Source organism: Bacillus yunxiaonensis (assembly GCF_037104695.1).
GTDB lineage: Bacteria > Bacillota > Bacilli > Bacillales > Bacillaceae_G > Bacillus_A > Bacillus_A yunxiaonensis.
In genome coordinates this window covers 65,698-88,969 of record NZ_JBAWSV010000006.1, presented here as the reverse complement: position 1 = coordinate 88,969, position 23,272 = coordinate 65,698, and the positions used below count along the sequence as shown (strand labels likewise).

The 23,272-nt window shown below is 36.5% G+C and carries 26 protein-coding genes and 2 other annotated features; of the genes, 7 read left to right on the top strand and 19 right to left on the bottom strand.

Features of this window, described 5'->3' with window-relative positions:
- Window positions 1–63 precede the first annotated feature (63 nt).
- Window positions 64–453, bottom strand: coding sequence for a VOC family protein (locus WAX78_RS17805; protein ID WP_336483323.1), 390 nt, complete (start codon window positions 451–453; stop codon window positions 64–66).
- A gap of 107 nt (window positions 454–560) precedes the next feature.
- Between WAX78_RS17805 and WAX78_RS17800 the strand changes: the two genes are divergently transcribed.
- The 4 genes from WAX78_RS17800 to brnQ2 all read left to right on the top strand — a co-directional run bounded on the left by WAX78_RS17800 (window position 561) and on the right by brnQ2 (window position 3,215).
- The gene (locus tag WAX78_RS17800; RefSeq protein WP_336483322.1) at window positions 561–776 is read left to right on the top strand and encodes a spore coat associated protein CotJA; all 216 of its coding nucleotides are present in this window, start codon (window positions 561–563) and stop codon (window positions 774–776) included.
- 20 nt (window positions 777–796) lie between these two features.
- Window positions 797–1,048 (top strand): spore coat protein CotJB, encoded by a 252-nt coding sequence (locus WAX78_RS17795; RefSeq protein ID WP_098308290.1) that lies wholly within the window; start codon window positions 797–799, stop codon window positions 1,046–1,048.
- Between the two features lie 12 nt (window positions 1,049–1,060).
- Complete coding sequence (cotJC, locus tag WAX78_RS17790; RefSeq protein ID WP_098308199.1) at window positions 1,061–1,630, top strand: spore coat protein CotJC; 570 nt, start codon at window positions 1,061–1,063, stop codon at window positions 1,628–1,630.
- Window positions 1,631–1,898: 268 nt separating this feature from the next.
- Complete coding sequence (brnQ2, locus tag WAX78_RS17785; protein ID WP_336483321.1) at window positions 1,899–3,215, top strand: branched-chain amino acid transport system II carrier protein BrnQ2; 1,317 nt, start codon at window positions 1,899–1,901, stop codon at window positions 3,213–3,215.
- 156 nt (window positions 3,216–3,371) lie between these two features.
- Here brnQ2 and trpB read toward each other — a convergent pair whose 3' ends face one another.
- On the bottom strand, window positions 3,372–4,568 hold the full coding sequence (trpB, locus tag WAX78_RS17780) for a tryptophan synthase subunit beta (RefSeq protein ID WP_336483320.1): 1,197 nt from the start codon (window positions 4,566–4,568) through the stop codon (window positions 3,372–3,374).
- Window positions 4,569–4,644: 76 nt separating this feature from the next.
- Window positions 4,645–4,909, bottom strand: a binding site (T-box leader).
- A 262-nt stretch (window positions 4,910–5,171) separates the two neighbouring features.
- Here trpB and WAX78_RS17775 point away from each other — a divergent pair.
- A complete protein-coding gene (locus WAX78_RS17775) occupies window positions 5,172–5,762 on the top strand; it encodes a DUF2441 domain-containing protein (protein ID WP_336483319.1) in 591 nt (196 codons plus the stop codon).
- A gap of 184 nt (window positions 5,763–5,946) precedes the next feature.
- Window positions 5,947–6,203: a binding site (T-box leader), on the top strand.
- Between the two features lie 55 nt (window positions 6,204–6,258).
- The gene (locus tag WAX78_RS17770) at window positions 6,259–7,617 is read left to right on the top strand and encodes an amino acid permease (RefSeq protein WP_336483318.1); all 1,359 of its coding nucleotides are present in this window, start codon (window positions 6,259–6,261) and stop codon (window positions 7,615–7,617) included.
- 350 nt (window positions 7,618–7,967) lie between these two features.
- Here the strand turns inward: WAX78_RS17770 and WAX78_RS17765 are convergent, their stop codons facing one another.
- From WAX78_RS17765 to WAX78_RS17750, 4 genes are all read right to left on the bottom strand, one after another.
- Entirely contained in the window at window positions 7,968–8,534 is a 567-nt protein-coding gene (locus WAX78_RS17765) for a hypothetical protein (RefSeq protein ID WP_336483317.1), read from the bottom strand.
- Between the two features lie 576 nt (window positions 8,535–9,110).
- The gene (locus WAX78_RS17760; RefSeq protein ID WP_336483316.1) at window positions 9,111–10,103 is read right to left on the bottom strand and encodes an ABC transporter permease; all 993 of its coding nucleotides are present in this window, start codon (window positions 10,101–10,103) and stop codon (window positions 9,111–9,113) included.
- 1 nt (window position 10,104) lies between these two features.
- Window positions 10,105–11,007, bottom strand: coding sequence for an ABC transporter permease subunit (locus tag WAX78_RS17755; protein ID WP_336483315.1), 903 nt, complete (start codon window positions 11,005–11,007; stop codon window positions 10,105–10,107).
- A 146-nt stretch (window positions 11,008–11,153) separates the two neighbouring features.
- Entirely contained in the window at window positions 11,154–12,029 is an 876-nt protein-coding gene (locus tag WAX78_RS17750; protein ID WP_336483314.1) for an Ig-like domain-containing domain, read from the bottom strand.
- Between the two features lie 423 nt (window positions 12,030–12,452).
- On the opposite strand from WAX78_RS17750, the gene WAX78_RS17745 reads away from it, so the two are divergent.
- The gene (locus tag WAX78_RS17745) at window positions 12,453–13,577 is read left to right on the top strand and encodes an LCP family protein (protein WP_336483313.1); all 1,125 of its coding nucleotides are present in this window, start codon (window positions 12,453–12,455) and stop codon (window positions 13,575–13,577) included.
- Between the two features lie 168 nt (window positions 13,578–13,745).
- Here the strand turns inward: WAX78_RS17745 and WAX78_RS17740 are convergent, their stop codons facing one another.
- From WAX78_RS17740 to WAX78_RS17680, 13 genes are all read right to left on the bottom strand, one after another.
- Window positions 13,746–14,525: a sulfite exporter TauE/SafE family protein gene (locus WAX78_RS17740; protein WP_336483312.1), complete on the bottom strand. Its 780-nt coding sequence runs from the start codon at window positions 14,523–14,525 to the stop codon at window positions 13,746–13,748.
- A 100-nt stretch (window positions 14,526–14,625) separates the two neighbouring features.
- Window positions 14,626–15,105, bottom strand: a complete 480-nt coding sequence (locus WAX78_RS17735) for a DsrE/DsrF/DrsH-like family protein (RefSeq protein WP_336483311.1) — start codon at window positions 15,103–15,105, stop codon at window positions 14,626–14,628.
- Window positions 15,106–15,183: 78 nt separating this feature from the next.
- Entirely contained in the window at window positions 15,184–15,480 is a 297-nt protein-coding gene (locus tag WAX78_RS17730) for a rhodanese-like domain-containing protein (RefSeq protein WP_336483310.1), read from the bottom strand.
- 16 nt (window positions 15,481–15,496) lie between these two features.
- On the bottom strand, window positions 15,497–15,859 hold the full coding sequence (locus tag WAX78_RS17725) for a rhodanese-like domain-containing protein (protein ID WP_336483483.1): 363 nt from the start codon (window positions 15,857–15,859) through the stop codon (window positions 15,497–15,499).
- 27 nt (window positions 15,860–15,886) lie between these two features.
- Window positions 15,887–16,114, bottom strand: coding sequence for a sulfurtransferase TusA family protein (locus tag WAX78_RS17720; protein ID WP_336483309.1), 228 nt, complete (start codon window positions 16,112–16,114; stop codon window positions 15,887–15,889).
- A gap of 69 nt (window positions 16,115–16,183) precedes the next feature.
- Entirely contained in the window at window positions 16,184–17,314 is a 1,131-nt protein-coding gene (locus WAX78_RS17715; protein ID WP_336483308.1) for an MBL fold metallo-hydrolase, read from the bottom strand.
- A 48-nt stretch (window positions 17,315–17,362) separates the two neighbouring features.
- Entirely contained in the window at window positions 17,363–17,932 is a 570-nt protein-coding gene (locus tag WAX78_RS17710; protein WP_336483307.1) for a sulfurtransferase TusA family protein, read from the bottom strand.
- A gap of 87 nt (window positions 17,933–18,019) precedes the next feature.
- A complete protein-coding gene (locus tag WAX78_RS17705) occupies window positions 18,020–18,283 on the bottom strand; it encodes a metal-sensitive transcriptional regulator (RefSeq protein WP_035432943.1) in 264 nt (87 codons plus the stop codon).
- Between the two features lie 313 nt (window positions 18,284–18,596).
- Window positions 18,597–19,682, bottom strand: a complete 1,086-nt coding sequence (locus tag WAX78_RS17700; RefSeq protein WP_336483306.1) for a GerAB/ArcD/ProY family transporter — start codon at window positions 19,680–19,682, stop codon at window positions 18,597–18,599.
- 21 nt (window positions 19,683–19,703) lie between these two features.
- Window positions 19,704–19,934: a hypothetical protein gene (locus WAX78_RS17695; RefSeq protein ID WP_336483305.1), complete on the bottom strand. Its 231-nt coding sequence runs from the start codon at window positions 19,932–19,934 to the stop codon at window positions 19,704–19,706.
- Window positions 19,931–21,127 (bottom strand): Ger(x)C family spore germination protein, encoded by a 1,197-nt coding sequence (locus tag WAX78_RS17690; RefSeq protein ID WP_336483304.1) that lies wholly within the window; start codon window positions 21,125–21,127, stop codon window positions 19,931–19,933. The genes WAX78_RS17695 and WAX78_RS17690 overlap by 4 nt, the downstream gene beginning before the upstream one ends.
- Before the next feature lie 33 nt (window positions 21,128–21,160).
- Window positions 21,161–22,678: a spore germination protein gene (locus WAX78_RS17685; protein WP_336483482.1), complete on the bottom strand. Its 1,518-nt coding sequence runs from the start codon at window positions 22,676–22,678 to the stop codon at window positions 21,161–21,163.
- Between the two features lie 144 nt (window positions 22,679–22,822).
- A complete protein-coding gene (locus tag WAX78_RS17680; protein WP_336483303.1) occupies window positions 22,823–23,143 on the bottom strand; it encodes a hypothetical protein in 321 nt (106 codons plus the stop codon).
- Window positions 23,144–23,272: the final 129 nt, after the last annotated feature.

Genomic DNA, 23,272 nt, shown 5'->3' with positions numbered 1-23,272 from the left:
TTATGTATATTCATCAAGCTCTTTCGTATGTGTACCCGAGGCAGAAAACAGCCCTAGAAGATGTTAAGCTAAATTTTTACTCTTCAATTGTGCTTGCAGCTGAATCATATGTTGATCCGGGTCATAAACGGATAGCACTTTTTTCCCCTCTACATAATCTTCCATTTCTGTATACGTTACATGGTAGTAATCTAATTTTTTAAGTAGATTTTCCAGCTCACGCAATTGCATATTCACTTCTATTTTTGGAAAAATTCCTTCCTCATTCACCGCTTGTTTTCTTTTATTTACAATACAACAAATTCGCACAGATCCAACATCATACCATACCCCTGGCAAGTCTAATTGAGGACGCTGTCTACTAGGCTCAAAACCTAATATCCCCTCATAAAAATATAATGTTTTCTTCAAATCTCTTACCTCTAATAAAACAGAATGTACAACCTTGTCCACAATCCAGCCCCCTTTCTCACCTATTAGTTGTTGTATATGAGTCATAAATAGTAATTATGTTCGAATACAATACATAATATCAGTGTTTCATCTAGGAGGTGTACACATTGGAAAAATCCGTAAAATCGTATGTACCATTTCACGGTCCTAATGACCCATGTCCACCAATAGGAAAAAAATACTACTTTACTCCCCCGCATTTGTATATGGGATTTCAACCACCAAATTTACCGCAATTCCCGCCAAATGAAGCATTAAAAAAAGGGACTTTGTGGCCTGCATTATATGATTACTACGAAAACCCATATAAGAAAGGACGGTGAGAAAAATCGTGGCTCAACAAATGCCAGATGAATTTTATAAATGGATGGAAGAACTGCAGGAACTCGATTTTGTATTAGTAGAGCTTACTTTGTATTTAGACACCCATCCTGATGATGTTGCATCAATTAATCAATTTAATGATTTTTCCTATAAACGTAGATTACAAAAACAACAAATTGAAGAAAAATACGGACCTCTTCAACAATATGGAAATAGTTATTCAAAAGCACCTTGGGAATGGAATAAAGGGCCTTGGCCTTGGCAAATGTAAAGGAGCAAACATATGTGGATATATGAAAAAAAATTACAATACCCTGTGAAAGTAAGTACTTGTAATCCAAAACTTGCGAAATTTTTAATTGAACAATACGGCGGTGCCGATGGCGAATTGGCTGCCGCATTACGCTACTTAAATCAACGCTACACCATTCCAGACAAAGTTGTCGGCTTATTAACAGACATTGGAACAGAAGAATTTGCACACCTCGAAATGATTGCGACAATGGTGTATAAATTGACCAAGGATGCCACACCTGAGCAAATGAAAGAGGCCGGACTTGATGCTCATTATGCTGACCATGATAGTGCCATTTTTTATCACAATGCCGCAGGCGCTCCTTTTACAGCAACATACATACAAGCAAAGGGCGATCCAATTGCAGATTTATACGAAGATATAGCTGCGGAAGAAAAAGCGAGAGCAACCTATCAATGGCTTATTAATATGTCTGACGATCCTGATATAAATGATGGATTACGTTTTCTACGAGAACGCGAAATTGTTCACTCCCTACGCTTTCGAGAAGCAGTCGAAATTTTAAAAGAAGAACGAGATCGCCAAATTTATTTTTAAAATGTAACTATGCACATACTAATTATAGTATGTGCATTCTTTATACTCTCTTACGTCAATCATGCATCAAAACATACTGACTTCCCCTTCAAAATTCGAAAACTAAATTGTAGTACAAGCAGTTTAGCGAGCCACTATTTCTGAATAAATTATTATCTTTAAATATTTTCTGTTGCTTTCTAGTCATCAGACCATTAAAATAAAAGCAACTAATCGACAAATTATTTGAATTTTCGACAAAATTTTATCTAGGAGGAATTTTATAGAAATGCGCACAACCTTAAAACCATCCCAAATTCTCTCCATTAGCTTATTGCTATTTGCGATTTTCTTTGGTGCTGGTAATATGATTTTTCCGCCCCTGCTCGGTCTTTCGTCTGGAAAGGATATGTGGATTTCTATTTCAGGGTTTATAATTACCGACGTTGGTTTATCACTATTAGCAATCGTTGCTGTTGCATTAGCTGGCGGTAGCTTTGGAAAACTTGCAAGCCGTGTTCATCCAAAGTTCGCAACGATTTTTGCCATCATTATTTACCTTTCTATCGGTCCGCTTTTCGTTATCCCGCGTACAGGCTCTGTTTCATACGAAATCGGAATTGCACCAATTTTTCAAAGTCACTGGTATTCAATGTTACTCTTCACAGGGATTTTCTTTACGATTGTCTACTTCTTATCATTAAATCCTTCCAAGTTAGTAGATCACATTGGAAAAATTTTGACGCCTATTTTACTTATTATTATTGCTGTAATGGCAACAAAAGCGATTCTTTCACCAACAAGTTCTTTTGCTACTCCTATTGGTGACTATAAAGAAATGCCATTTTTTAAAGGTTTCTTAGAAGGATTTTTAACATTAGATGCGATTGGAGCCCTTGTATTATCTACCATTGTAGTGAATGCGATTCGTCAAAATGGCGTAAATGATAAAAAAGCAATTACGAAATATACGATTATATGCGGAAGTATTGCCGCTTTGTTCTTAACGATCGTTTATTTCTTATTAGGTTATATCGGGGCATCAAACGCACAACTTGGCCAATTCGAAAACGGCGGGCAATTATTAGCGGCTGTTATGTACCATCTATTTGGGACAAGCGGTAACATATTATTAAGCTTAGCAATTATTTTCGCTTGCTTAACAACAGCAATTGGTGTTGTTAGTGCATTTGCTAACTATTTTTCAAACGTTTTAACAAATGTATCATACAAAAAACTTGTATTGTGGGTTTCTGTATTTAGCTTTGTTGTTTCTAACTTAGGCTTAAGCTTATTAATTAAAATTACATTGCCAGTATTAATTATTCTTTATCCAATTACCATTATCTTAATTTTCGTATCCTTTATTGATAAGTATACAAAAAGAAAGCCTAGTGTTTATATCGGAGCAATGATTGCAGCTTTTATTATAAGTTGTATTCATGCACTTGATAACATCGGAATGATGCCTGCTGCCATTACTTCTATTGCAAATACAATTCCATTTTATCAATTAGGAATTGGTTGGATTGTTCCAGCAATTATCGGCGGTATTATCGGTTATTTTGTACCGCAAACAACAGCGCAAGTTTCAACAAATGAATAAGCATCCGTTGAGGGACTTCCTCCCTCACGGATGCTTATTTTTTTATCCCACTATTTGCGGGCTGGAAGTTTCACTTTACCTCAAAATCTTTTATAATACATGTGCTTTGTTATTTTACGAAAGTATTTCGTTGTACCAGAACGAGATACTTTCTTTTTATTTTTCATTTTTATTCTCTAATTCAAATACTTGTTGCACGTCTTTATCGCCACGACCTGATAAGTTTACAATAATCGTTTGCTCTTTAGACAAAGTAGGTGCAAGCTTCATCGCATACGCTACAGCATGTGAGCTTTCAAGCGCAGGAATAATGCCCTCTACTTTTGATAACGCATGAAATGCAGCTAATGCCTCATCATCTGTAATGGATACATATTGTGCGCGGCCTGTGTCTTTATAATAACTATGTTCAGGGCCTACTCCTTGATAGTCTAAACCAGCTGCAATTGAATGTGCCTCAGCAATGTCACCATTCTCATCTTTCATCATATAACATTTAAAGCCATGAATAACTCCTGGCTCTCCCGCTGTTAACGGCGCAGCATGCAAGCCTGTTTCAATTCCTTTTCCTCCTGGTTCAACACCGACCATTTTTACTTCTGTATCCTTATAAAACGGCGCAAACAAACCGATAGCATTACTACCGCCACCTACACAAGCAACGATATAATCTGGAAGACGATTTTCTTTTTCAAGATGTTGTTGCTTCGCCTCGTACCCAATTATAGATTGAAAATGACGGACAATCGTCGGATACGGATGCGGACCTAATGCAGAACCTAATAAATAAAATGTATTTTCATAATGAGTTGCATAATCTACTAAAGCAGCATCTACAGCTTCTTTTAACGTACGTCCCCCTTCTTGTACAGCAACTACTTTAGCGCCCAGTAATTCCATACGAAATACATTCAATGCTTGGCGTTCTGTATCTAACCCACCCATATAAACCGTACAATCTATTCCAAACATCGCACATGCCGTTGCTGTTGCAACTCCATGTTGCCCTGCTCCTGTTTCAGCAATAACCCTCTTCGCTCCCATACGTTTTGCCAATAATATTTGTCCAATTACGTTATTAATTTTATGTGCACCTGTATGATTTAAATCTTCACGTTTTAAATAAATTTTGGCACCACCTAACTGCTCACTTAGACGATTCGCATAATATAACGGATTCGGACGACCTACATACTCTTTTAAATAATATTGAAATTCCGTTATAAACTCTGGATCATCTTTGTACATATCAAAAGCCTCTTCTAAATGCTTTAATGCTTGCTGTAATGGTTCTGGTACAAAGCTTCCTCCATATTCTCCAAAGAATCCCTCTTTTGCTTGTAATAATTCCATCTTTTTATCCTCCCTTTCAAAGTAAAAACGATGAGAATTTGAGCAATAAAAAAGCCCTCTACATACCTATTGGTATGTAGAGGGCGATATATTACGATACCGTGGTGCCACCTCTATTGATCTTCTATCCTACTAGAATAAAAGAATCCACTTTTATTGGATACGGAATGTTACATTCGATATCCTCATCCTTGTAACGGCGGAACCCGGGTCGCATACTCCAAATGTTTCAACGTACCTCTCGTAAGCCCATTCCCTATGATCTGTCGTACTGGTTCACACCATTCCCAGCTCTCTGCAACGCCTCAACTATAGGTACTCTTCTTACTCATCGATTTTTACTTATTTAGATTTGATTTTGATTATATATAGCTTGTAATGCAGTGTCAACTAAAACAGAATGACAAGAATCTACATTATTTTAAAATAATAATAGTTCTCGCAATTCGAATACATCTAGTAAGATAATTTATTTTTTATAACGCTGTTTTTTTAAGATTGTTGTTTTAAGCAAATGTTTTATAACAATAGTACAATTAAAATAAACGGCAATCAGTGTAACACCCAACCATTTGCGGCTACTGATGAAATAGGAGGCAGATTATGAAAGAGAACGAATTGTACGCTTATCATATTGTTACTAGAAAGAAAATGAGTCTTGGGCAGATAATCAACTTTGATAAGAACCAAAACAATACCTTATACCATTTCTTCTTTGAGAGGGAACAATTGAATTCAAAAGGCGAAGACTTTATTCAAATTTTTCAAGGTCATTATACAAATGAAGGCTTGAACTTGAATGAAGAAGATTCCGAAGTAGCTATTAAGTATATAGACCAAACAATCAGAGCTATTAGAGAAGTAATAGTAGAAATGGTTAGACTGCAAGAATATCCTGAATATCCTTCAAGATTGTCTTGCTTATACGCTGCGAAAAGCTATGAAGACGCATTGAAATGGAAAGAGTTATTTGACTCTTACAATCGTAACGTTTTACAGATTGTTAAACTACGAGTTATTGGGAGTTCTTTTGAGGGAGATGGAAACCTTTTACCAAAGGAAGATGGAGTTCCTTTCTCTCAAAAAATTGAACAAGCTAGAGAATATTGGAAGGGTAATGTAAAAAACGAGCTTCCTGAGCTATTGATTAACGGAAAAATTGAAGTGGTGGAAATTATTAATGATTTCTCATAAACCAGTAAATTATCTTGAAGACAAATTAAAATATAAAAGTCCTAAATCCTTCTCACAATGTGAGAGTTCCTTTATTCTCCTTTAATTTTGAAGTATATAAAATTTCATAAAATTCTTGACATCCAAATTTTCTTTCTATATATTAATCCATAACATTAACAAAACATCTTATAAGACAGATATAATAAACACAATGATTAGGAGTAGTAGAAGAATTCTCATGATGTGCAGAGAGCTGTGGGGTGGTGGAACACAGTCACATGAAACTTCGAACTCGCCTAGGAGTGGAAAAGCTGAACAAAGTAAGATATGTTAGGCTTTTACGGTTGATTTACGTTATAAAATTTAGCATAAATAATGTGCAAAAAGCTGGATTTCCCTGTATGTGAGGAAATCAATAAGAGTGGTACCGCGGTAGGTTCTAGGCCCATCGTCTCTTCAAAGAGATGATGGGCCTTTTTATATATTTACAACATAGAGAGGAAGGGAAAATCATATGACAAATAAACAAGAAAGTTTAACACGCACGATAACAGCACGCCATATTATGATGATGGCTCTAGGCGGGACTATAGGCGCTGGACTGTTTAAAGGAAGTAGTACAGCTATCGATATGGCAGGACCATCGGTAATTATTGCCTATTTATTGGGAGGAATAATCTTAATGTTTGTCATGAAAGGCATGGCTCACATGGCATTAGAAAATCGACAAGCTAGAACATTTCGAGATTTAATTCAACCCGTTCTAGGTAAGTATGCAGGATATTTTTTAGATTGGATTTATTGGAAAATGTGGGTGCTAAACATAGCTGCAGAGTCATTAGTAGCAGCTACATTCCTTCAATATTGGTTTCCAAATATACAAATTTGGATTTTAGCTTTAATCGTTTCTATCGCTGTTACTATGGTAAATTTATTTTCAGTGAAACTGTTCGCAGAAACAGAATATTGGCTTGCGTTATTAAAGATTACTGTCATTGTATTATTTATTGTATTTGGTTTTATTGTTCTATTAGTTCCATTTCAAACTCATACTGCAATAGGATTTTCTAATCTATCATCACACGGTGGATTTTTTCCAAATGGTATGCATGGATTAATTTCAGCTATGCTAGTCGTAATATATTCATATGGTGGTGCCGAAATGATAGGTGTCACTTTAGCGGAAACGAAAAATCCTGAAAAAGCTATACCAAAGGCTGTAAGAGGAACACTAATTCGAATTATTTCTTTTTACATTTTACCTTTCTTTATCATAGTCAGTTTGATTCCATGGAATCAAGTAAATGGGGTTCCAGAAAGTCCGTTTGTAATGGTATTTAAAGCTATAGGAATTCCATATGCGGATCACGTTATGAATGCAATTATCCTATTAGCCATTATCTCTTCCATGAATGCTGGATTATACGCATCTTCACGTATCGTATATACACAGGCACAAGATGGACAACTTCCAAAAATATTTACAAAGTTGACTCGAAAAAAAGTCCCTATTTATGCAATCCTAGCTTGTACATCTTCTTTATATGTAGGAGTGCTTATCTCTTTATTTGCCGGAAGCAAAACGTTTAACTATTTAATGGGGTCTCTTGCGTATACAGTATTATGCATTTGGATTATTATTACGCTAGCGTATTTGAAAATTCGTGTGCAACAATGGAAGGAAAATATCTATTCAGCTCGCTATTTTCCTTATACAACATTCGCATCTCTTTTGATTTTAATTTCCATATTAGTAAGTGTAGTTGCTACTACTTCTATAATGGTGACAATTATCACATTTTGTATTTATTTATTGATTACCTTGATTTATTTCAAAGCTTCTTCTCGTTTCACCATGAAACAAGCTGCTTAATGGAGTGGATGTTCCCCGTCAAGGAGAAAAATTCTATTTCATGCTCAAATTAGAATTTTAATTGAGCTCATAGAAACTGAGAAAAGGAAATTTAGAAGGCGACTCCTGCACCCAGGAACAGAACGTATATTCTATGTTAATCGTATTGGTTATCAATAATTTGTTCAAATTTCAAATGGATCTGTGGTATCGAATCCAGAGACGGTTGTTCTTGTACAGGTACGTAATGAAGCAAATGAAGGATAGTGACATAATCAAATGTTGTTTAGCATGCCATTAAAGTTTTATCATTTTCTGCGAGAAGACCCCCACTTCAAGACGCGTTTGCGTCTAAGTGGGGGTCGTTCAATTTAGAGCCACGTATGAATCAGCATGGAACACACAAAAGCAAATGAAAGATAGTAATGCCAATTTTTATCTTTTCGTTTGTATCGTAGAAATCCCAATGTTCCTAATGCAAGAAATAAAAGATACGAAATAACGCCTGATATAGACACTGCATCTGTTTTCCATTCATAAAATACCATAATAATGGAATGCATGGTAATCAATGCGAAAGCAAGAACTGCAATCGGAACATGAAATAACTTCACCCACTTCAACATTTTTGAAATGAACGCTTTCATCTCTTTGCCTAATTTTATTTTTTTGAGTCGTAATACAAAATAAAGAGGAAACATGGCAAATGCAGCAAAAATACCAATTCGACCTAAAGAAGCTTTATTTTTCGCATAAGATTTCAAAGGACTTTTCATGTGGTGCTCAAATTGATGGTCTGCATGTGTTGCTATATTTGTTGTTAATGAGTCCCTGTGTTCAATTGTCCAAAATCCACATGCAAGAATAACGAAAGCTGCTATGATTGCAACATAAATTAATTTCCTCTCTTTTGGATTTTTAATCCACTGTTTTAGCATAAAAAACTCCTAACTTAAAATGTTCATTAGATTTTACTTATTACAACAGTCTCTTATTGTACAGCTATAATATTAAATTATTCTTAAAGCAAACTTAAAAAATTCCCATATTCATTTAACGATTTATCCGAAAGAATTCTCCTTCCTCAAGCGCGTGCAGGGCGATCGTCCTGCGGTAGGGACGCCGTGAATCTAAGCCGCCTGGTGACATGGGGCGTTAGCCCTGTGGATGACCCAGGAATAAAAGAGAAAGGTATTTTATCTTTCGAAGCCCCCACTTCAAGACACATTAACATCTAAGTGGTGGGTAGTCACATAATAAACAAACAAATAAATAAAATTAAATTTTTTCCACAGCCTAAATATACGAACACAGGTTCCTTTGTTGTTGTATACATAATAGACCATCTCTTCAACCTCTAATTATGGAGTATATCATGTAAGAAAAAAGAGGATATATGCCCTTATATTGGACATAGTATCCTCTTCTAATTATAGTCTGTTTAAATGAATCCAGCTGCTTATTTTTCACTTCCTACAAATGGTCTTCCGCACAGTAATAAAAAAAATCTACATTCACATCGTATTCTTAAACACAAACAATTCTTCTGTTGCTATAGTTTGTTTCTCTTCTCTCTTCTCCTGTTTTGTACTCTCCCCTAGCTTTGCCTTCATTGCTGCATCCTGTATACATTTTACGATTATATTTCCTGAAAAAATGGTTAATCCAAAACACGTAATAGGTACAAGTGGAATCCACGGATGAACTGTTAAAAAGCGAAAATAGACCCCAATTAATCCCGACCATTCATGAGTGAAAGAATCGATATCCCCGCCAAAAAAAATAACTGTTCCTCCAAAGAATAAACCTAATAAACCGAGATGCAGCAAAATAATAAGCGTTTGCACAAATTGTTGCATAAATACAATGCCAAAGGTCGAATACAAGTGTGGAAAAACATGCTTCATGATAATATGTCTTCTACTGCCGCCTAGAATTCTAGCAGCATCAATAAATTCTTCTGTTAATAACTTACGAATTTCATTGGCAATGTATAAAGAAATTGTCGGAACCGCCAGCACCGTTAATAAAATAATTTCAAACGAAGCTCGTTCAAAAAAGGTAGAAGTTTCCTCGCCATTGTTAAATGGAATTGCATATTGTAGTAAGAAAGACGCAATCATAACCATTGGAATGATTGTAAAACTATCAAAAAAAGCTTCTAATTTTGTAAATCCCCGCTTTATGTATGTTCCAAGAAAAACACCGAAACAAATGCCCAATATTATACGTAATAACGCAATAAGTACAGATACACCGATTGTCCACTTCGCACCCTCAATGACTAAATTTAATAAATCCATTCCCTTGTCATCTGTTCCAAGCCAAAACTGAAATGAAGGCGGAAATGGGGGTACCTCAGGTGTTCCGTCTTTATTAAACTGAATGGACACTTTTCGAATATGCCCATCGTTAAAAAGGGTGTTTCCAATACTTAATAGAACGAACACGACAATAAAAGACACACTCATCCAAAACCGTTTATCACGCTTCATATGTTGCCACATCTTATAGCCTCTCTTTCATTGCATTAGGCACGAGATAATGAAATAACTTAAAAATAATAAAAATAGGTATATAAAGAAGCAATATACTCACTGTAAAAATAAGAATACCTGATGTAAAATTAGCACTTGCGGCTACTCTTACAAATACAAACATGCCATACGTATTAAAAATCCATTCAATAATATACAAATTCGATAGCATAAACCAAATATTTGTTTTTGCAAAAAAGAGCGTACTTAATAACACATTGCGTAATACATGATGATTTAAAATGTAGAGCTTATTTAATCCTTTTGCCTTTGCAAACAGCACATAATCTTTTTCAAGTTCTGTTTCAAAACGCAGTAATAATAGTTTTATAAACATAATTGTTGTTGGTACACTTAAACAAATAATTGGTAATCCTCGAATAGATTTCTCGCCCACCCCCGAAATATTCACAGCTAAAATACCTGTTTGTTTAAAAATCCAAATGACGAAAAGCTGCGAGCCGATGATAAGAAGAATATCCGGAATAGATTCAAGAAAGAGTAAAAATGATTTGATTTTCTCTTGAACACTAGTGTTGCTGCGTAAAATAATATAAACAATTAGAAAAGCAATCAAAAGTGAAATAAAAAAAGAAGCTAAAAAGATAATCATCGTTTCTTTATAATGGACAAATAATTGGGGAAATAATGGTCTTGGTTGTGGATGTGGATCTCTAGTAATTGGTACATACGTCATCGATGACATATGTACTAAACTATTACACACCATTTTTACTGTCTCTATATATTTATTAAAGTCTATTTTTAAACCTTGAAATAAACCAGGCAAAGCTCCTAAGCAAATAATCCCGATAACCGATAAAAAGAACTGCACAATCACTTCCGAACTATGCATGAAAACCTTCTTTACCATACCCCTGCTCCTATCCGTTTTCTTCCATTTTATATACAAATTTTTTAATTGTAAATATTTTCTGTAAATTGATATGTTAAAGAGGGTATCTCAAAAATAGCGGGATAAACATAAAAAAGCTGCTGGATGATGCAGCAGCTTTTTCACTATTTATTTCGATGATAAATCAATTTCGTTGTGACATTATCCCCAAAATAGGTTTCAGATCCATACTCTCCAGGAGCAACAATTTTAGTTGTTAGCAAAACTTTATTTCCTACTAATTGAATTGTCGCCTTTTGCAAAACATAACTTCTCATATTAGTAAATGAAAAAGTTCCAACCCCATTATTATCAAATGTAACAATAGCAGCTTCCTGTGCTCCATCAGGTTTCGCATTTTCGCAACTTCTTGATTTTTGGCCATGCATTTGTGCACCTAATTGAACTCTCGCAACATTTTTTTCACTAAATTGTAATGTGGCAAAAATTCCATTTCCACAATAGTCGTCTGAGTCTGTCCACGTTCCGTCATAAGAAGTAAAGTCCTTTACGCTTTCAACTTCTTTTGGTGCATTGGTTTCTGCTTTCTGCTCACTTTTCTTTTCTGCTGCCTCAGATACATTTTCTTTTGCTGTCTCTTTTAATTTATATGTTACTTTCAAAGGTTTTTCAATCGTTGAACCATCTGCCATTTTCACTTTACTTGTTATAAATACTGTATATGTACCTTGTTGTTTCTCTTTATCCTTAGGCTCAATAATAACTTTTGTCCCATCAATTTTTAACTTGCTATCTACTTTTGCATTTTCTTCATCCATTACATAAACAGATTCGGGTGTCACCGTACCAGGATCAATTTTCTTTTTTAAATCAACTTCCATTGGATCCTTCGCAGTAATAGATACTTGTACTGGAACTTCCTCAAAATGGTCGGTTTTTGCTACATCTTTTGACGCGGGTTGTTGCTTATTAAAACTACATCCTACTAAACTAATCCCAAATAAGCCTATTAAAAGCGTATACTTTATTGCTTTGTTCATAAATATCCCCCAATTATTCATTTATATATTAATTATGATGCGCCCCTCTTTATCTCCCTATTCGCGGGCAGTAAGTCCCCCCACTGATGGAAGTTTCACTTTATTATACCAAAAAACGGAAAGTATTATAGATTTATATAAAGATTATATAATTAGGTTTACATGCCACCTATCGTTATGAAAAACAATTCCGCAAAAGGTGAAAATGATACTATCGCAATCGTTCCAAGTACATCAAATTACTATTCATTCAAACCTAATTACAAATTACTAAAACCCACCACCTCCTCTTTATACAAAGTTAATAGACCGAACATTCGTAAATTGTAAATAATTTTTAATGTTCTTTTTTATAACAAAGAATTATAATTAATTGATGTAAGCGTTACACAGGCTTCAATTATGAATGAAGGAGTATATCAAATGGATCAACAACCAAATTTACGTGAGCATAAACATAAAAAAAGCTATAAAGGTTTTAAAATTGCAGCACTTGTTATTGTATTATTTTTAGTTAGCGGGGGAGGCTACACTTGGTTTTTAGTGAATAAGGCATCTTCTGCTGTTCGAAATGCTTCTCATGATCTAGAACGCGGTGATAAATCTGATTTACGTGAACAGGCTGTCAAACCCATTTCTAATAACGTATCTGTTTTAATTATGGGGATTGATGAAAATCAAGGACGCGAAAAAGAGTACGCTGGCTCATTTCATACAGATGCGCTGCTACTCGCAACTTTTAATAAAGATAGCAAAACAGTAAAACTAGTAAGTATTCCACGTGATACATACTCGTATCTTCCAATAGAAAAGAAAAAAGATAAAATTGCACATGCATATGCATTTGGTTCTGTGAAAAATGGAAAAGATGGTGGCCCTCAAGCTACTATTGATGCAGTAGAAAAACTATTTAATGTTCCTGTCGATTATTTTGTAAAGTTTAACTTTAAATCTTTCATTAAAGTTGTCGATGATTTAGGGGGAATCGACATGGATGTACCCGTTACATTTACAGAACAAGATAGTAACGATACAGCTGGTGCCATACATCTCGAGAAAGGATACCAGCATCTAAATGGAGAACAAGCCCTTGCCTTAGCAAGAACACGCAAAATCGATAGCGATGCTATGCGCGGCCAACGTCAACAGCTGGTTATTGAAGCTACTGTGAAAAAATTAGCGAGTGCTGGTTCCATAACAAAAGTAGGAAAAATCATTGATGATATTAATGGGGATTTTAAAACAAACTTCTCATTTGATGACATGTTATCATTCTACAAATATGGTATAGGTTCTTCAATTACAAAAGTACAACTAGCCGGCGAAGACTGCTATATGTCAGAAGATAAAATCTGTAAACCTACTTATGCTCCGAAACATACGTATTACTACATGCCTGATAAAAAAAATATAGCTGACATAACAAAACAACTTCGTGATCACCTTGGACTTCCTGCTGATACAAAGCGTGTAGAACAAGAAGAATCAGAAGATAATCAAAAATCATCATCCAAGAGTAAAACAACCAAGTCAACCAATAACAATTAATGTGAGAGATAGGTCCTATGAAAATGGGGCTTATTTTTTTATAAACAAAAAGAGCCGCTAATCTCTTAGCGGCTCTTCCTCGTACTTCGTATACACCATCTTGCGATTTTATCCCGCATTAACAGGCAGTAAGCCCCCCAGCTCAAGATTCAGAGAAAAGTGAAGAAATTACAACAACATATCCATCCAAATTTTAACCGATGTTGCAACAATTAATATCGCTAATATCCACTGTAATATTTTTTGATTCGTTTTTTTACCGACACTCGCTCCGATAGGCGATGCAAGTAAACTGGCGATAGCAATGATAATAGACGGAAATACAATTACTTGTCCCGTAGAAATTTTTCCAATCATAATACCTATAGATGAAATAAACGTAATCGCTAATGACGTTGCAATTGTCATACGTGTAGGCAATTTCAGGATAACAAGCATAATGGGTACTAAAAGAAAAGCTCCTCCTGCTCCAACAATCCCTGAAGCAGAGCCTACAATAAAAGCTAAAACACTAGCTAACCATTTATTATACGTGAGTTCCTCTACAGATAAATCGTCACGATTCTTTTTCGGTACAAACATCATAATGGCTGCAATTGTAGCTAAAATCGCATACACAACATTCACTTGATTTTCATCTAATACTTTTGAACCGAGACTCCCTATAAAACTCCCTACTAAAATACTCGTTCCCATATATAACACTAATGTCTTATTTATATAACCACTTTTGCGATACGCCCATACACCTGCAAAAGTCGCAAAAAACACTTGTACAGCTGTAATTCCACTTACTTCATGCGCCGTATACCCTGCAAATCCTAATAACGCGGGAATATACAAAATCATGGGATAGTTAATAATGGCACCACCAATGCCGACCATTCCTGAAATAAATGAACCGATAAATCCAATGATAAAGAGCACAATGATAAAGCCAAGGCTCATGTTCCTTCTTCCCCCTTTTGAAAAGAAGGTATCCTATTCATAGAATACCCTATGTTTCGATACGTACAACTACCCATTAGAGATTTAAAAGGGGTTGAATTTAAATAAACAAGTTCACATTTCCTTCAGACGCATCCGCTAAATATGCTGCTACTCCTGCAAATTCGACATCTTCCATAATTTCTTCTTCTTTTAGTCCTAATAAATCCACTGTCATTTGACAAGCGACTAATTTTATTCCTTGTTCTTTCGCCATATCAATTAAGTCTGGCAGTGGCATTGCATTATGTTTTTTAATGACATGCTTAATCATTTTCGGTCCCATACCTGCAAAATTCATTTTCGATAACCCCATCTTATCTGCACCGCGGGGCATCATCTTTCCAAACATTTTCTCTAAGAAATTTTTCTTTGCTTTTATCGGCTCATCTTTACGAAGCGCATTCAATCCCCAAAATGTATGAAAAATGGTTACTTCTTGATCATACGCCGCTGCACCATTTGCGATAATATACGCTGCCATCGCTTTATCGTAATCCCCGCTGAATAACACAATTGTTGTTTTTTTCTTTTGTTCCATATCGAATCCTCCCGTCACTACATATACCCGTATAGGTAATTGAAAAATCCGTACAAAGTCCTTTCATCTATTTCATAACTACTCTGTTTTCCCTTCCCAAGCCAACATACCACCATTCATATTAATAACTTGGAAGCCCTGACTTTCTAAAAATTGAACTGCTCGCGAGCTTCTGCCACCAGAACGACATATAATCACGTACTCTTTATTTTTATCTAACTCATGCATTCGAAACTCTAATAAGCCAAGTGGAATATGAAGCACTCCTGGAATTTTCCCTTCCACAACTTCTTCTACCTCACGCACATCAATCATGTTTACCGTTTCATTACTCATAAGTTTATGTTCTAATTTTTTCGCAGTAATTTCTCTCATTTTTCATACATCCTCCTTAGCCCCAAGCGTTCATACCGCCTGAAACATTTACAATGTGTTTGAATCCCAGTTTCTTTAATACTTTTGTTGCTTGTTTACTTCTCATTCCACTCTGGCAAATTACAATTACTTCTTTGTTTTTATCTAAGCTATTTGCTTTTTGTACTAGTTCATTTAATGGCATATTTCGAAAACCTTGGATATGATTGCCTCTAAATTCCCCTGGTGTACGTACATCAATCAATTGCTTATTCTTTTTCTTAATCTCATCTTTTAGTTCTTTTCCGCTTATATTTTTTACTCCCTTAACAGGTAAAAAACGAGAAACAATAAACCAAGCAATAAGTGTAATAAAAACGATGTTCAATGCTGCATTCATACTCATACAACATACCCTCCAAATTTCTTATGCTTTTTTAATCCAGAACTTTAAAACTCCATCTTCTTCAACATGTTGTAATACTTCGTGCCCACCCGTTTGTGCCCATGCTGGAATATCTTTTATAGCACCTTTATCTGTTAAATGAACTTCGAGAATCTCTCCAGACTGCAAAGCATCCACTGCTTTTTTTGTTCTTACGATTGGCATTGGGCATGCTAAACCTTTTGCATCTAATACTTGTTTTACATTCATTTTATATACCTCCAGTGGTATGTTTCATTTTAAATTTGTTTCCTAATAGAAGATAACTAGAATCTCATGTTATTCGTGTACTGCACAGCGATTTGGCCCTATTTCCATTTCACGCTGTTCTTCTTCATTTGGATTGATTTTCCCCATATTCGTTTGACGAATTTCTTGATATGCATTCGGCTGTGGCGGTAAGTTTTCTGTAACTGTTTTACGAAACTCTGCCTCATCCTCAATATTTAATCCTGCATTCTCTACAAATAAATCTTTCAATTTTGCGCTAACTACGCCTTGTTCATCCAGTTCACTCACTTTAGAATAATGAGCTGGTAAAACAATTAACTCTTGAGATAATGCTTTGTAACGTTTATATAAAGTAGTACGTAAATCACTTACCCAGTCTTCTGCCTTACCCGCAAGATCTGGGCGACCGATGGAATCTACAAATAAAATATCACCTGATAAAAGATAAGAATCATCTACGATAAATGACGTACTTCCAATTGTATGACCTGGTGAATAGATTGCCTGAATGTCAATTTTTGTTGTTCCAACTGTAATGACAGTTCCTTCTACAAGCGGCTCATAAGAAAATACGACCTCTTCTGCATCTTTTGGTGGTAACCAATACGTACCGTTTATCTTCTCAGCTAACTTACGACCGCCAGAAATATGATCGGCATGTAAATGTGTATCTAAAACATTCGTAATCACAACACCTTGTTCTTTCGCAAAACTTTCATAAGCTTCGATTGTGCGTACAGAATCAATCACTGCCGCTTCACCATTCGAAACAACCATATACGATAAACAACCTTTTCCGACGCGGTTAAATTGATAAATGCTTCCGCCATCTTTTAAATTACCTACTTTAATTGGTTTAACATACTCACTCCAAGCTTTCATACCACCAACTAAATAATAGACATTCTCTATGCCAGCTTCTGCGAGTTGTTCAGCAACAAACATAGAAGATCCTTCTTTCGCACATACAACAAGAATATCTTGATTTTTTGGCAATTCAGCCAAAATACCGTCTACACCTTCTAATAAATCAAAGTATGGCTTATTAATAGACGCTACTTGCTTTCCTTCGATTTTCCAATCCACATAATCAGCTTCATTACGAACATCTAAAATAAACAGTTCTTCAAACAACACCTTCTCAGCAACATCTTTCGCTTGTAATCCTACAATACTCATTACCTTACCCCCTATGGTATATTTTCATTTAAAAAAATAAAAAACTCTTTATTCCTGCTCCAAAGTACCTTGCCACTGCGACATACCATGGATTACATTTTTCACATTCAAGAAACCTTGTTTTTCTAATAACTGACATGCTAGATCACTGCGGCTGCCTGTGCGGCAAATGACATAAATCGGTTTTGTTTTATCAAGCTCACTCCATCTTTCTTCTAAATCACCAAACGCAATTGAGACAGCAGATGGCACATGACCAAAAGCAAATTCAGCTGGTTCCCGTACATCTAATACAATACAGTCTTCTTGAGATGCTAATTTATTTTGTAGTTCTTCATTGGTCATTGTATGAGGATATTGAATGGCTTCCTTCATTTCCTCTTGAGGTGCTTTTCGTAAATAATGCTTCAAAACACCGTTCTCGTCTTTCGTACCGAGATATTGATGTCCTACATTTTTCGCCCAAGCTTGAATATCAGCTACTGAGCCTTTATCTGTTGCTTCCACTTCAATGACTTGCCCTGCTTCTAATGTGTCCATTGCTTTCTTCGTCCGAACAATTGGCATTGGGCATGCTAAACCTTTACAATCCAAAGTAGTATTAACTTTTATACTCATGTTTCATTCCTCCTGAAACTATCGCTATACATATACCTGTATGGGTATAATGATATTGTTTTTAAAATCTGTCAACGCATTGACAGATTATCTACTCTTTACAAGTAGTTGTACAGCCTCTTTGATTACATCTTCATTAGACGTATCACCTTTTTCAAACTGCTCGCGAAGACATTTTTCTAAGTTCGTTCCGACAATTAATCCAATCGTACGATCCATCGCAGAACGTGATGCAGTCAGTTGTGTAATCACTTCTTTACAATCTTTTCCCTCTTCCATCATGCGAAGCACACCGCGAATTTGTCCTTCAATTCGCTTCAAACGATTTTTCATATCTTGACCATATTCCAATGTATGAGCACCTCCATACTTTTATTTGTTTTATGTTAAAGTAAAGTGTTTATTTAACCTTATACACGTATATTATACCGTGGAGGGTATTTTGTAAACCCCTCTTCTGTTCAATCGCAATACATAGAAGCACTATCGGAATGAACGTCATAATAGCTGTTCCATAAAAAATTACAATTTTTTAATTATTTCTACGCAATGTTTAAATCTACAAAATAGTGTATATGTAATGAATCTATAGGCGTGGAGTTTCTTTTTCGCACGATAGCGATTGGCGTAACAAAATGATTGACCGTTTAAAAGAGTATAGTCTTTATTCCCTCATTTTCTTTTTTATAAGAGCAATAGACAGAAGTAAAAACGGGAGTACGACTTGCAAAGAAAAAAAGTAAAAAATTCCAGCTGTGGACAAAAAGGCAAATAATTGTTGAAAACTGGAAGTTATCCAAAAAACAAATATGACTTGGAGAAATCCAAGTGGAAACACAAAACGCTTATAATCCTGCACGTTTAGATACTGTGCCGTTCCAAGTGTAAGCACATAATAAATAGCTGAAACTTTAACAAAGACACCTGCAACCCAGATTGCCATAATAATTGACTCAATATGCTCGAAAAAATTGGCGATGCTGATATACCTAGCAACACTTAATACCGGATATACAGACTCTGAAACAATCCCGCCTAATACAAAGATTGCAATCAAATTTGTAACGATCATGGTCAATACAATAGCCACAACAGAAATCATGCCCCATTTCCGTCCTTTTTCTGGATCTTTTAAAAAAGGAAGAAAAAAAGACATATAAAAAAATTCGTTAAACCATAACTGAATTGGAATCGCTCCTTGTATAGACGGTAAAATACCATTTCCCATGATAGGAAGTATGTTATGGAATTCCATATCGGGTAGAAGTAAAAATCCCATCAACAGAAGAAGAAGAATAAACACCGGAAGGAAAATTAGTGTCGCACGTGCTAACACCTCTACTCCCCCGTATACAACAAACGCGTTAACTAGTACCATACTAGCTACCACGATAGACATCGGGGTTCTGGGGAGAAAGTTTGCAATGAACTCTGCGTATTCCCGGAGAACAATGCCATTCAAATAAAGATGAAAAAACAAATACATAAATCCAAGAGTCTTTCCGGCAATCTTTCCGATAATGCGCTCACTATACTGCATAATATTCTCATTAGGATAAAGCTTGTTCAGTTTCCAGAAAACAGACAATACTAGAAAAGCAATGAGCGAGGCCCATATCGGTGATAGCCAGAGGTCTTGCTTTGCATATTTGCCGGCAACTGATGGAAGAGTCAGAATACCTGTGGCCAATATGATAAAATATAGTATCATCGCCATTTGTAAAGATGAGATTTTCCCTTTCTCAATCATTTCCCTTGCTCCTTCCTTTTCCTACTTTTTCTCAAGCAGCTTACCAAGTGGTTTAAAAAGCTTCTCAATCATCTGCGTAGGACCCGGCATGTCTGGAAAGAGCAGCAAGAGGATGGCAAGCAGCCATCCCATCATCGTTAAGGTCACAAAGGCCGCTTTCTCCCTTTTCTGATTCCGATCCATTTTTGGCCATTCATACAAAACAATTAGAACCACGCATACTGTTATTCCTGCTACCTTTATCCATTTCATTTCTTTTCTACCTCTTTTTCTTTCAAACCCGCCGGCGTGGTAGATAAACCAGGTCGGCGTACACGCGTTTTAACAGCTATTTTCACGTCCACTTGCGGAAGGATCTTATCCCAATGACCTTTGACTTTCTCCCATTCTTTTGGGTATCTGCGGTGAAACGCATCTGCGAAACCGAACACGTCCGCATTCATCCCTTTCTTTACCTGTTTCAGGGACAGGTTCATTCGCTGTTTAATCTCTTTTGCCATCTCCTTTTCTAGTTTCTTTGTAATGTTGGGACTCATAACGTCAAGATGACTTCCATTTTGTACAATCGTCCCTTCCGATGTGACCTTCGCTAGGATCTTCCACTTTCCATTCTCGATTGTAGGAAGGAGCTTCGTCGTTTGCCGAATAGGATCTAGCGATATGGATTCTCCTTTTTTAGGATTTACTGTAATCGAAGTCACTTGGATGTCATTTCGTAACCACAATAGTCCTCTAGTTACTTTAGTATTAATTTGACCAATCATTTTATCTTTCTTAAAAATAGCGGTCTCAGTTATAGGGGCACTCTTTTTTTCTTTTAAAACTTTAATCAAAGGCAAAAGAGCCGCCCCTGAATCACCTGTTACCATCTGTTCAAAATCTTTCACGGTAGTACTCATACCTATGTGCATCTCAGAGAGCTTTCGGAGCCCTTCTCCCATGTATAACTCTAGCGATGGCTGAAATTTTAGAATGTCGGCTGCCTCTTTATCACTGACAAACAAATAAGCACGTTCCCGAGGTTCCGGGTGGCGAAGGAAAAAGTCAATTTGTTTATGAATACCTCCTGCTTTCGCAAGTTTGTTACCGAAAATATACGTTTTACAGTGTCCCCAGAAGATTTTGCGTGTAATCTTCGTCTGGAGCTTTGACGCAGCATCTGCTATATTCTCTCCAATCGCCGATCTCACCAAGACCTTAGAGCCTCCCCCACTTCCTCCACCTCCTCCAGCTCCCTGCTGCCCGCCGCCCACAGCTCGAGGAATTAAAATTTGTAAGGTAAGTCTGATGTTTTTTCCTTTTTCTTTATCAATGGCAGCCCCTAACACCAGCGCCATATCATTCACTTCCTTTCTGTCCCAGCAACCGGTAAGCAGGAAACTAGCCGACAAAAAGAAAAGAATGAGGACCGGCTTTATGATGTTTTGAGATAGAAAGAGATTCATTCTTTTTCACATCCTTCTCGTCATGTCTTTGTTCTACTGCTCGTCTTTCCCACTTGGATTCGGCTTTTGTCCGGGGGACTGTCGGTACTGATTGAATTCACCAGTTAAATGGGGACGTGTGTTCATCATCCACCATGGAGCCCGAATCAAGGTATCTTTCAACTCACGCCCCTTCATTGGAGCAATGGGTGTAAGGTATGGAACCCCAAAAGAACGCAGCGCACATAAGTGGACAACGATAGCAATTATTCCAAGCATAATTCCAAGCAAACCAAGTAAACCGGCAAGAAACATAATAGGAAAGCGTAGCATTCGTAACGCAATCCCTTGTGTATAGTGCGGTACCATAAAAGATGAAATGCCTGTAATCGCAACAACGATGACCATCGGAGCGGAAACCAGGCCAGCTTGAACGGCAGCTTGACCAATGACCAAAGCGCCGACAATACTAACGGCAGCCCCGACCTGTTTTGGAAGTCGAACCCCTGCTTCACGCAGCGCTTCAAATGTAATCTCCATTAGTAATGCTTCCACAAGAGCCGGAAAGGGAACACTTTCCCGTGAAGATGCCGCACTAATTAGCAAGGTCGTTGGCACCATTTCCTGATGGTAGGTAAGGACTGCTACATAGAGAGAAGGCAAAATAAGAGAAAACACCATAAACGCAAAGCGCAACAAACGGATGGCTGAACTAATCAGGAAACGCTGGTAATAATCTTCCGACGATTGAAGTAAGGAAAAAAAGCTAATAGGAGCAATTAAGACAAAAGGTGTACCGTCCACTAGAATCACTACACGCCCCTCTAAGAGATTAGCAGCTGCTACGTCAGGCCGTTCCGTATTGATGAGTTGAGGAAAAGGGGAATAGGGATTATCTTCAATCAATTCCTCGATATACCCACTTTCCAATACACTATCTATTTCAATGCGTTGTAAGCGGTTTTTGACTTCCTCAATAAGAGTTTGATCCGCAAGTCCTTCTATGTAAGCAATTACAACATGAGTACTAGTATATTTCCCGATTTTCATCGAATTCATCTTGAGAGCAGGACTTTTGATTTTACGGCGGAGGAGAGAGGTGTTGACCCCTAATGTTTCCACAAAACCTTCCCTTGGCCCACGCACAACATTCTCTGCTGTCGGTTCTTCAATTGCTCGCTTTTCCCATTTAGCCAATCCCAAGGCAAACCCGGACATTTCTTGTTGTACTAAAAGTATGGGGTTCCCGACAGAAATATTCTCTATACAATCTGCAACTGTCCTGACCTCTTTCATCTTTGAAATGTGGATCTTTTTCTCTAACATTTCACGTGGACTAAGACCCTTTTCTTCCGTTTCCGACATAAGTGGGGTTAGCACATGATTATCGATCTCCTCTATATTAGATAACCCCTCTACATAAACAAGAACAGCTTTCGTTTGTCCACTAATTAAAAACGTCCGGAAGGCTACATCAAAGCAATCCTGATACATGGAGCGAAGAACCTGTAGGTTTTCATCCAGGTCGGAAGAAAGTAAAACTTGTTGCTCAGCGACTGGCAGTTGTTTCATATGGCGTTGTTTTCGCTTGTTTCGAAACAATATGGACAGCTCCTTCCTTTCGATTGTATGGAAAATCGTAATGAAACTTATCTTTATCTTGCGATGTATCTATTAAACCTATCCTATCTAATTAGGGGTATCGCCACATCGCTATTAAGCCAAAATAAATTTATATTCATATAACGAAAAAGCGCTATTCTTTTTGTAGAAATATACAGGAAGGATGGCGTTTTTGTATGAATTTATCGATTCAAGATGAGTTTCGCTTATTAGCTTAAGAATTACAGCGATATCTATCTCCATATATTCTTCTACTTTATTAAATTTTTGTTGCAGCCATTCCAACACATTAGGTGAGTTTAAGACGATTCTTAACAGTTGATCAGACATTTTCGATTTCGTCATTCCACAGCTTGTTGCTAATCTAGATAGTTTTTCTGTCATACTTATTAATAGAAATGCTGAACCGGACACACCTTTTCCCGTCCAAGTTTCGTTCCTTTGCTACCTCCGAAAGATTCTTTAATAAACTCATTAAAAACTCCCTCCTTACTACCAGCATGTAAGCCGAGTAATTCCGAAAATGTCCTATAACTTCTTTAT

Coding starts and splice junctions, on each gene's coding strand:
- WAX78_RS17750 (WP_336483314.1), bottom strand. CDS start 12,029: ATGAACAAAGCAATAAAGTATACGCTTTTAATAGGCTTATTTGGGATT.
- WAX78_RS17730 (WP_336483310.1), bottom strand. CDS start 15,480: ATGAGAGAAATTACTGCGAAAAAATTAGAACATAAACTTATGAGTAAT.
- WAX78_RS17720 (WP_336483309.1), bottom strand. CDS start 16,114: ATGAATGTAAAACAAGTATTAGATGCAAAAGGTTTAGCATGCCCAATG.
- WAX78_RS17735 (WP_336483311.1), bottom strand. CDS start 15,105: ATGGAACAAAAGAAAAAAACAACAATTGTGTTATTCAGCGGGGATTAC.
- WAX78_RS17710 (WP_336483307.1), bottom strand. CDS start 17,932: ATGAGTATAAAAGTTAATACTACTTTGGATTGTAAAGGTTTAGCATGC.
- WAX78_RS17695 (WP_336483305.1), bottom strand. CDS start 19,934: ATGAAATGGATAAAGGTAGCAGGAATAACAGTATGCGTGGTTCTAATT.
- WAX78_RS17770 (WP_336483318.1), top strand. CDS start 6,259: ATGACAAATAAACAAGAAAGTTTAACACGCACGATAACAGCACGCCAT.
- cotJC (WP_098308199.1), top strand. CDS start 1,061: ATGTGGATATATGAAAAAAAATTACAATACCCTGTGAAAGTAAGTACT.
- WAX78_RS17740 (WP_336483312.1), bottom strand. CDS start 14,525: ATGAGCCTTGGCTTTATCATTGTGCTCTTTATCATTGGATTTATCGGT.
- WAX78_RS17795 (WP_098308290.1), top strand. CDS start 797: ATGCCAGATGAATTTTATAAATGGATGGAAGAACTGCAGGAACTCGAT.
- WAX78_RS17725 (WP_336483483.1), bottom strand. CDS start 15,859: ATGAATGCAGCATTGAACATCGTTTTTATTACACTTATTGCTTGGTTT.
- WAX78_RS17690 (WP_336483304.1), bottom strand. CDS start 21,127: ATGAATCTCTTTCTATCTCAAAACATCATAAAGCCGGTCCTCATTCTT.
- WAX78_RS17775 (WP_336483319.1), top strand. CDS start 5,172: ATGAAAGAGAACGAATTGTACGCTTATCATATTGTTACTAGAAAGAAA.
- WAX78_RS17760 (WP_336483316.1), bottom strand. CDS start 10,103: ATGTGGCAACATATGAAGCGTGATAAACGGTTTTGGATGAGTGTGTCT.
- trpB (WP_336483320.1), bottom strand. CDS start 4,568: ATGGAATTATTACAAGCAAAAGAGGGATTCTTTGGAGAATATGGAGGA.
- WAX78_RS17700 (WP_336483306.1), bottom strand. CDS start 19,682: ATGATTGAGAAAGGGAAAATCTCATCTTTACAAATGGCGATGATACTA.
- WAX78_RS17685 (WP_336483482.1), bottom strand. CDS start 22,678: ATGAAACAACTGCCAGTCGCTGAGCAACAAGTTTTACTTTCTTCCGAC.
- WAX78_RS17765 (WP_336483317.1), bottom strand. CDS start 8,534: ATGCTAAAACAGTGGATTAAAAATCCAAAAGAGAGGAAATTAATTTAT.
- WAX78_RS17745 (WP_336483313.1), top strand. CDS start 12,453: ATGGATCAACAACCAAATTTACGTGAGCATAAACATAAAAAAAGCTAT.
- WAX78_RS17755 (WP_336483315.1), bottom strand. CDS start 11,007: ATGGTAAAGAAGGTTTTCATGCATAGTTCGGAAGTGATTGTGCAGTTC.
- WAX78_RS17715 (WP_336483308.1), bottom strand. CDS start 17,314: ATGAGTATTGTAGGATTACAAGCGAAAGATGTTGCTGAGAAGGTGTTG.
- brnQ2 (WP_336483321.1), top strand. CDS start 1,899: ATGCGCACAACCTTAAAACCATCCCAAATTCTCTCCATTAGCTTATTG.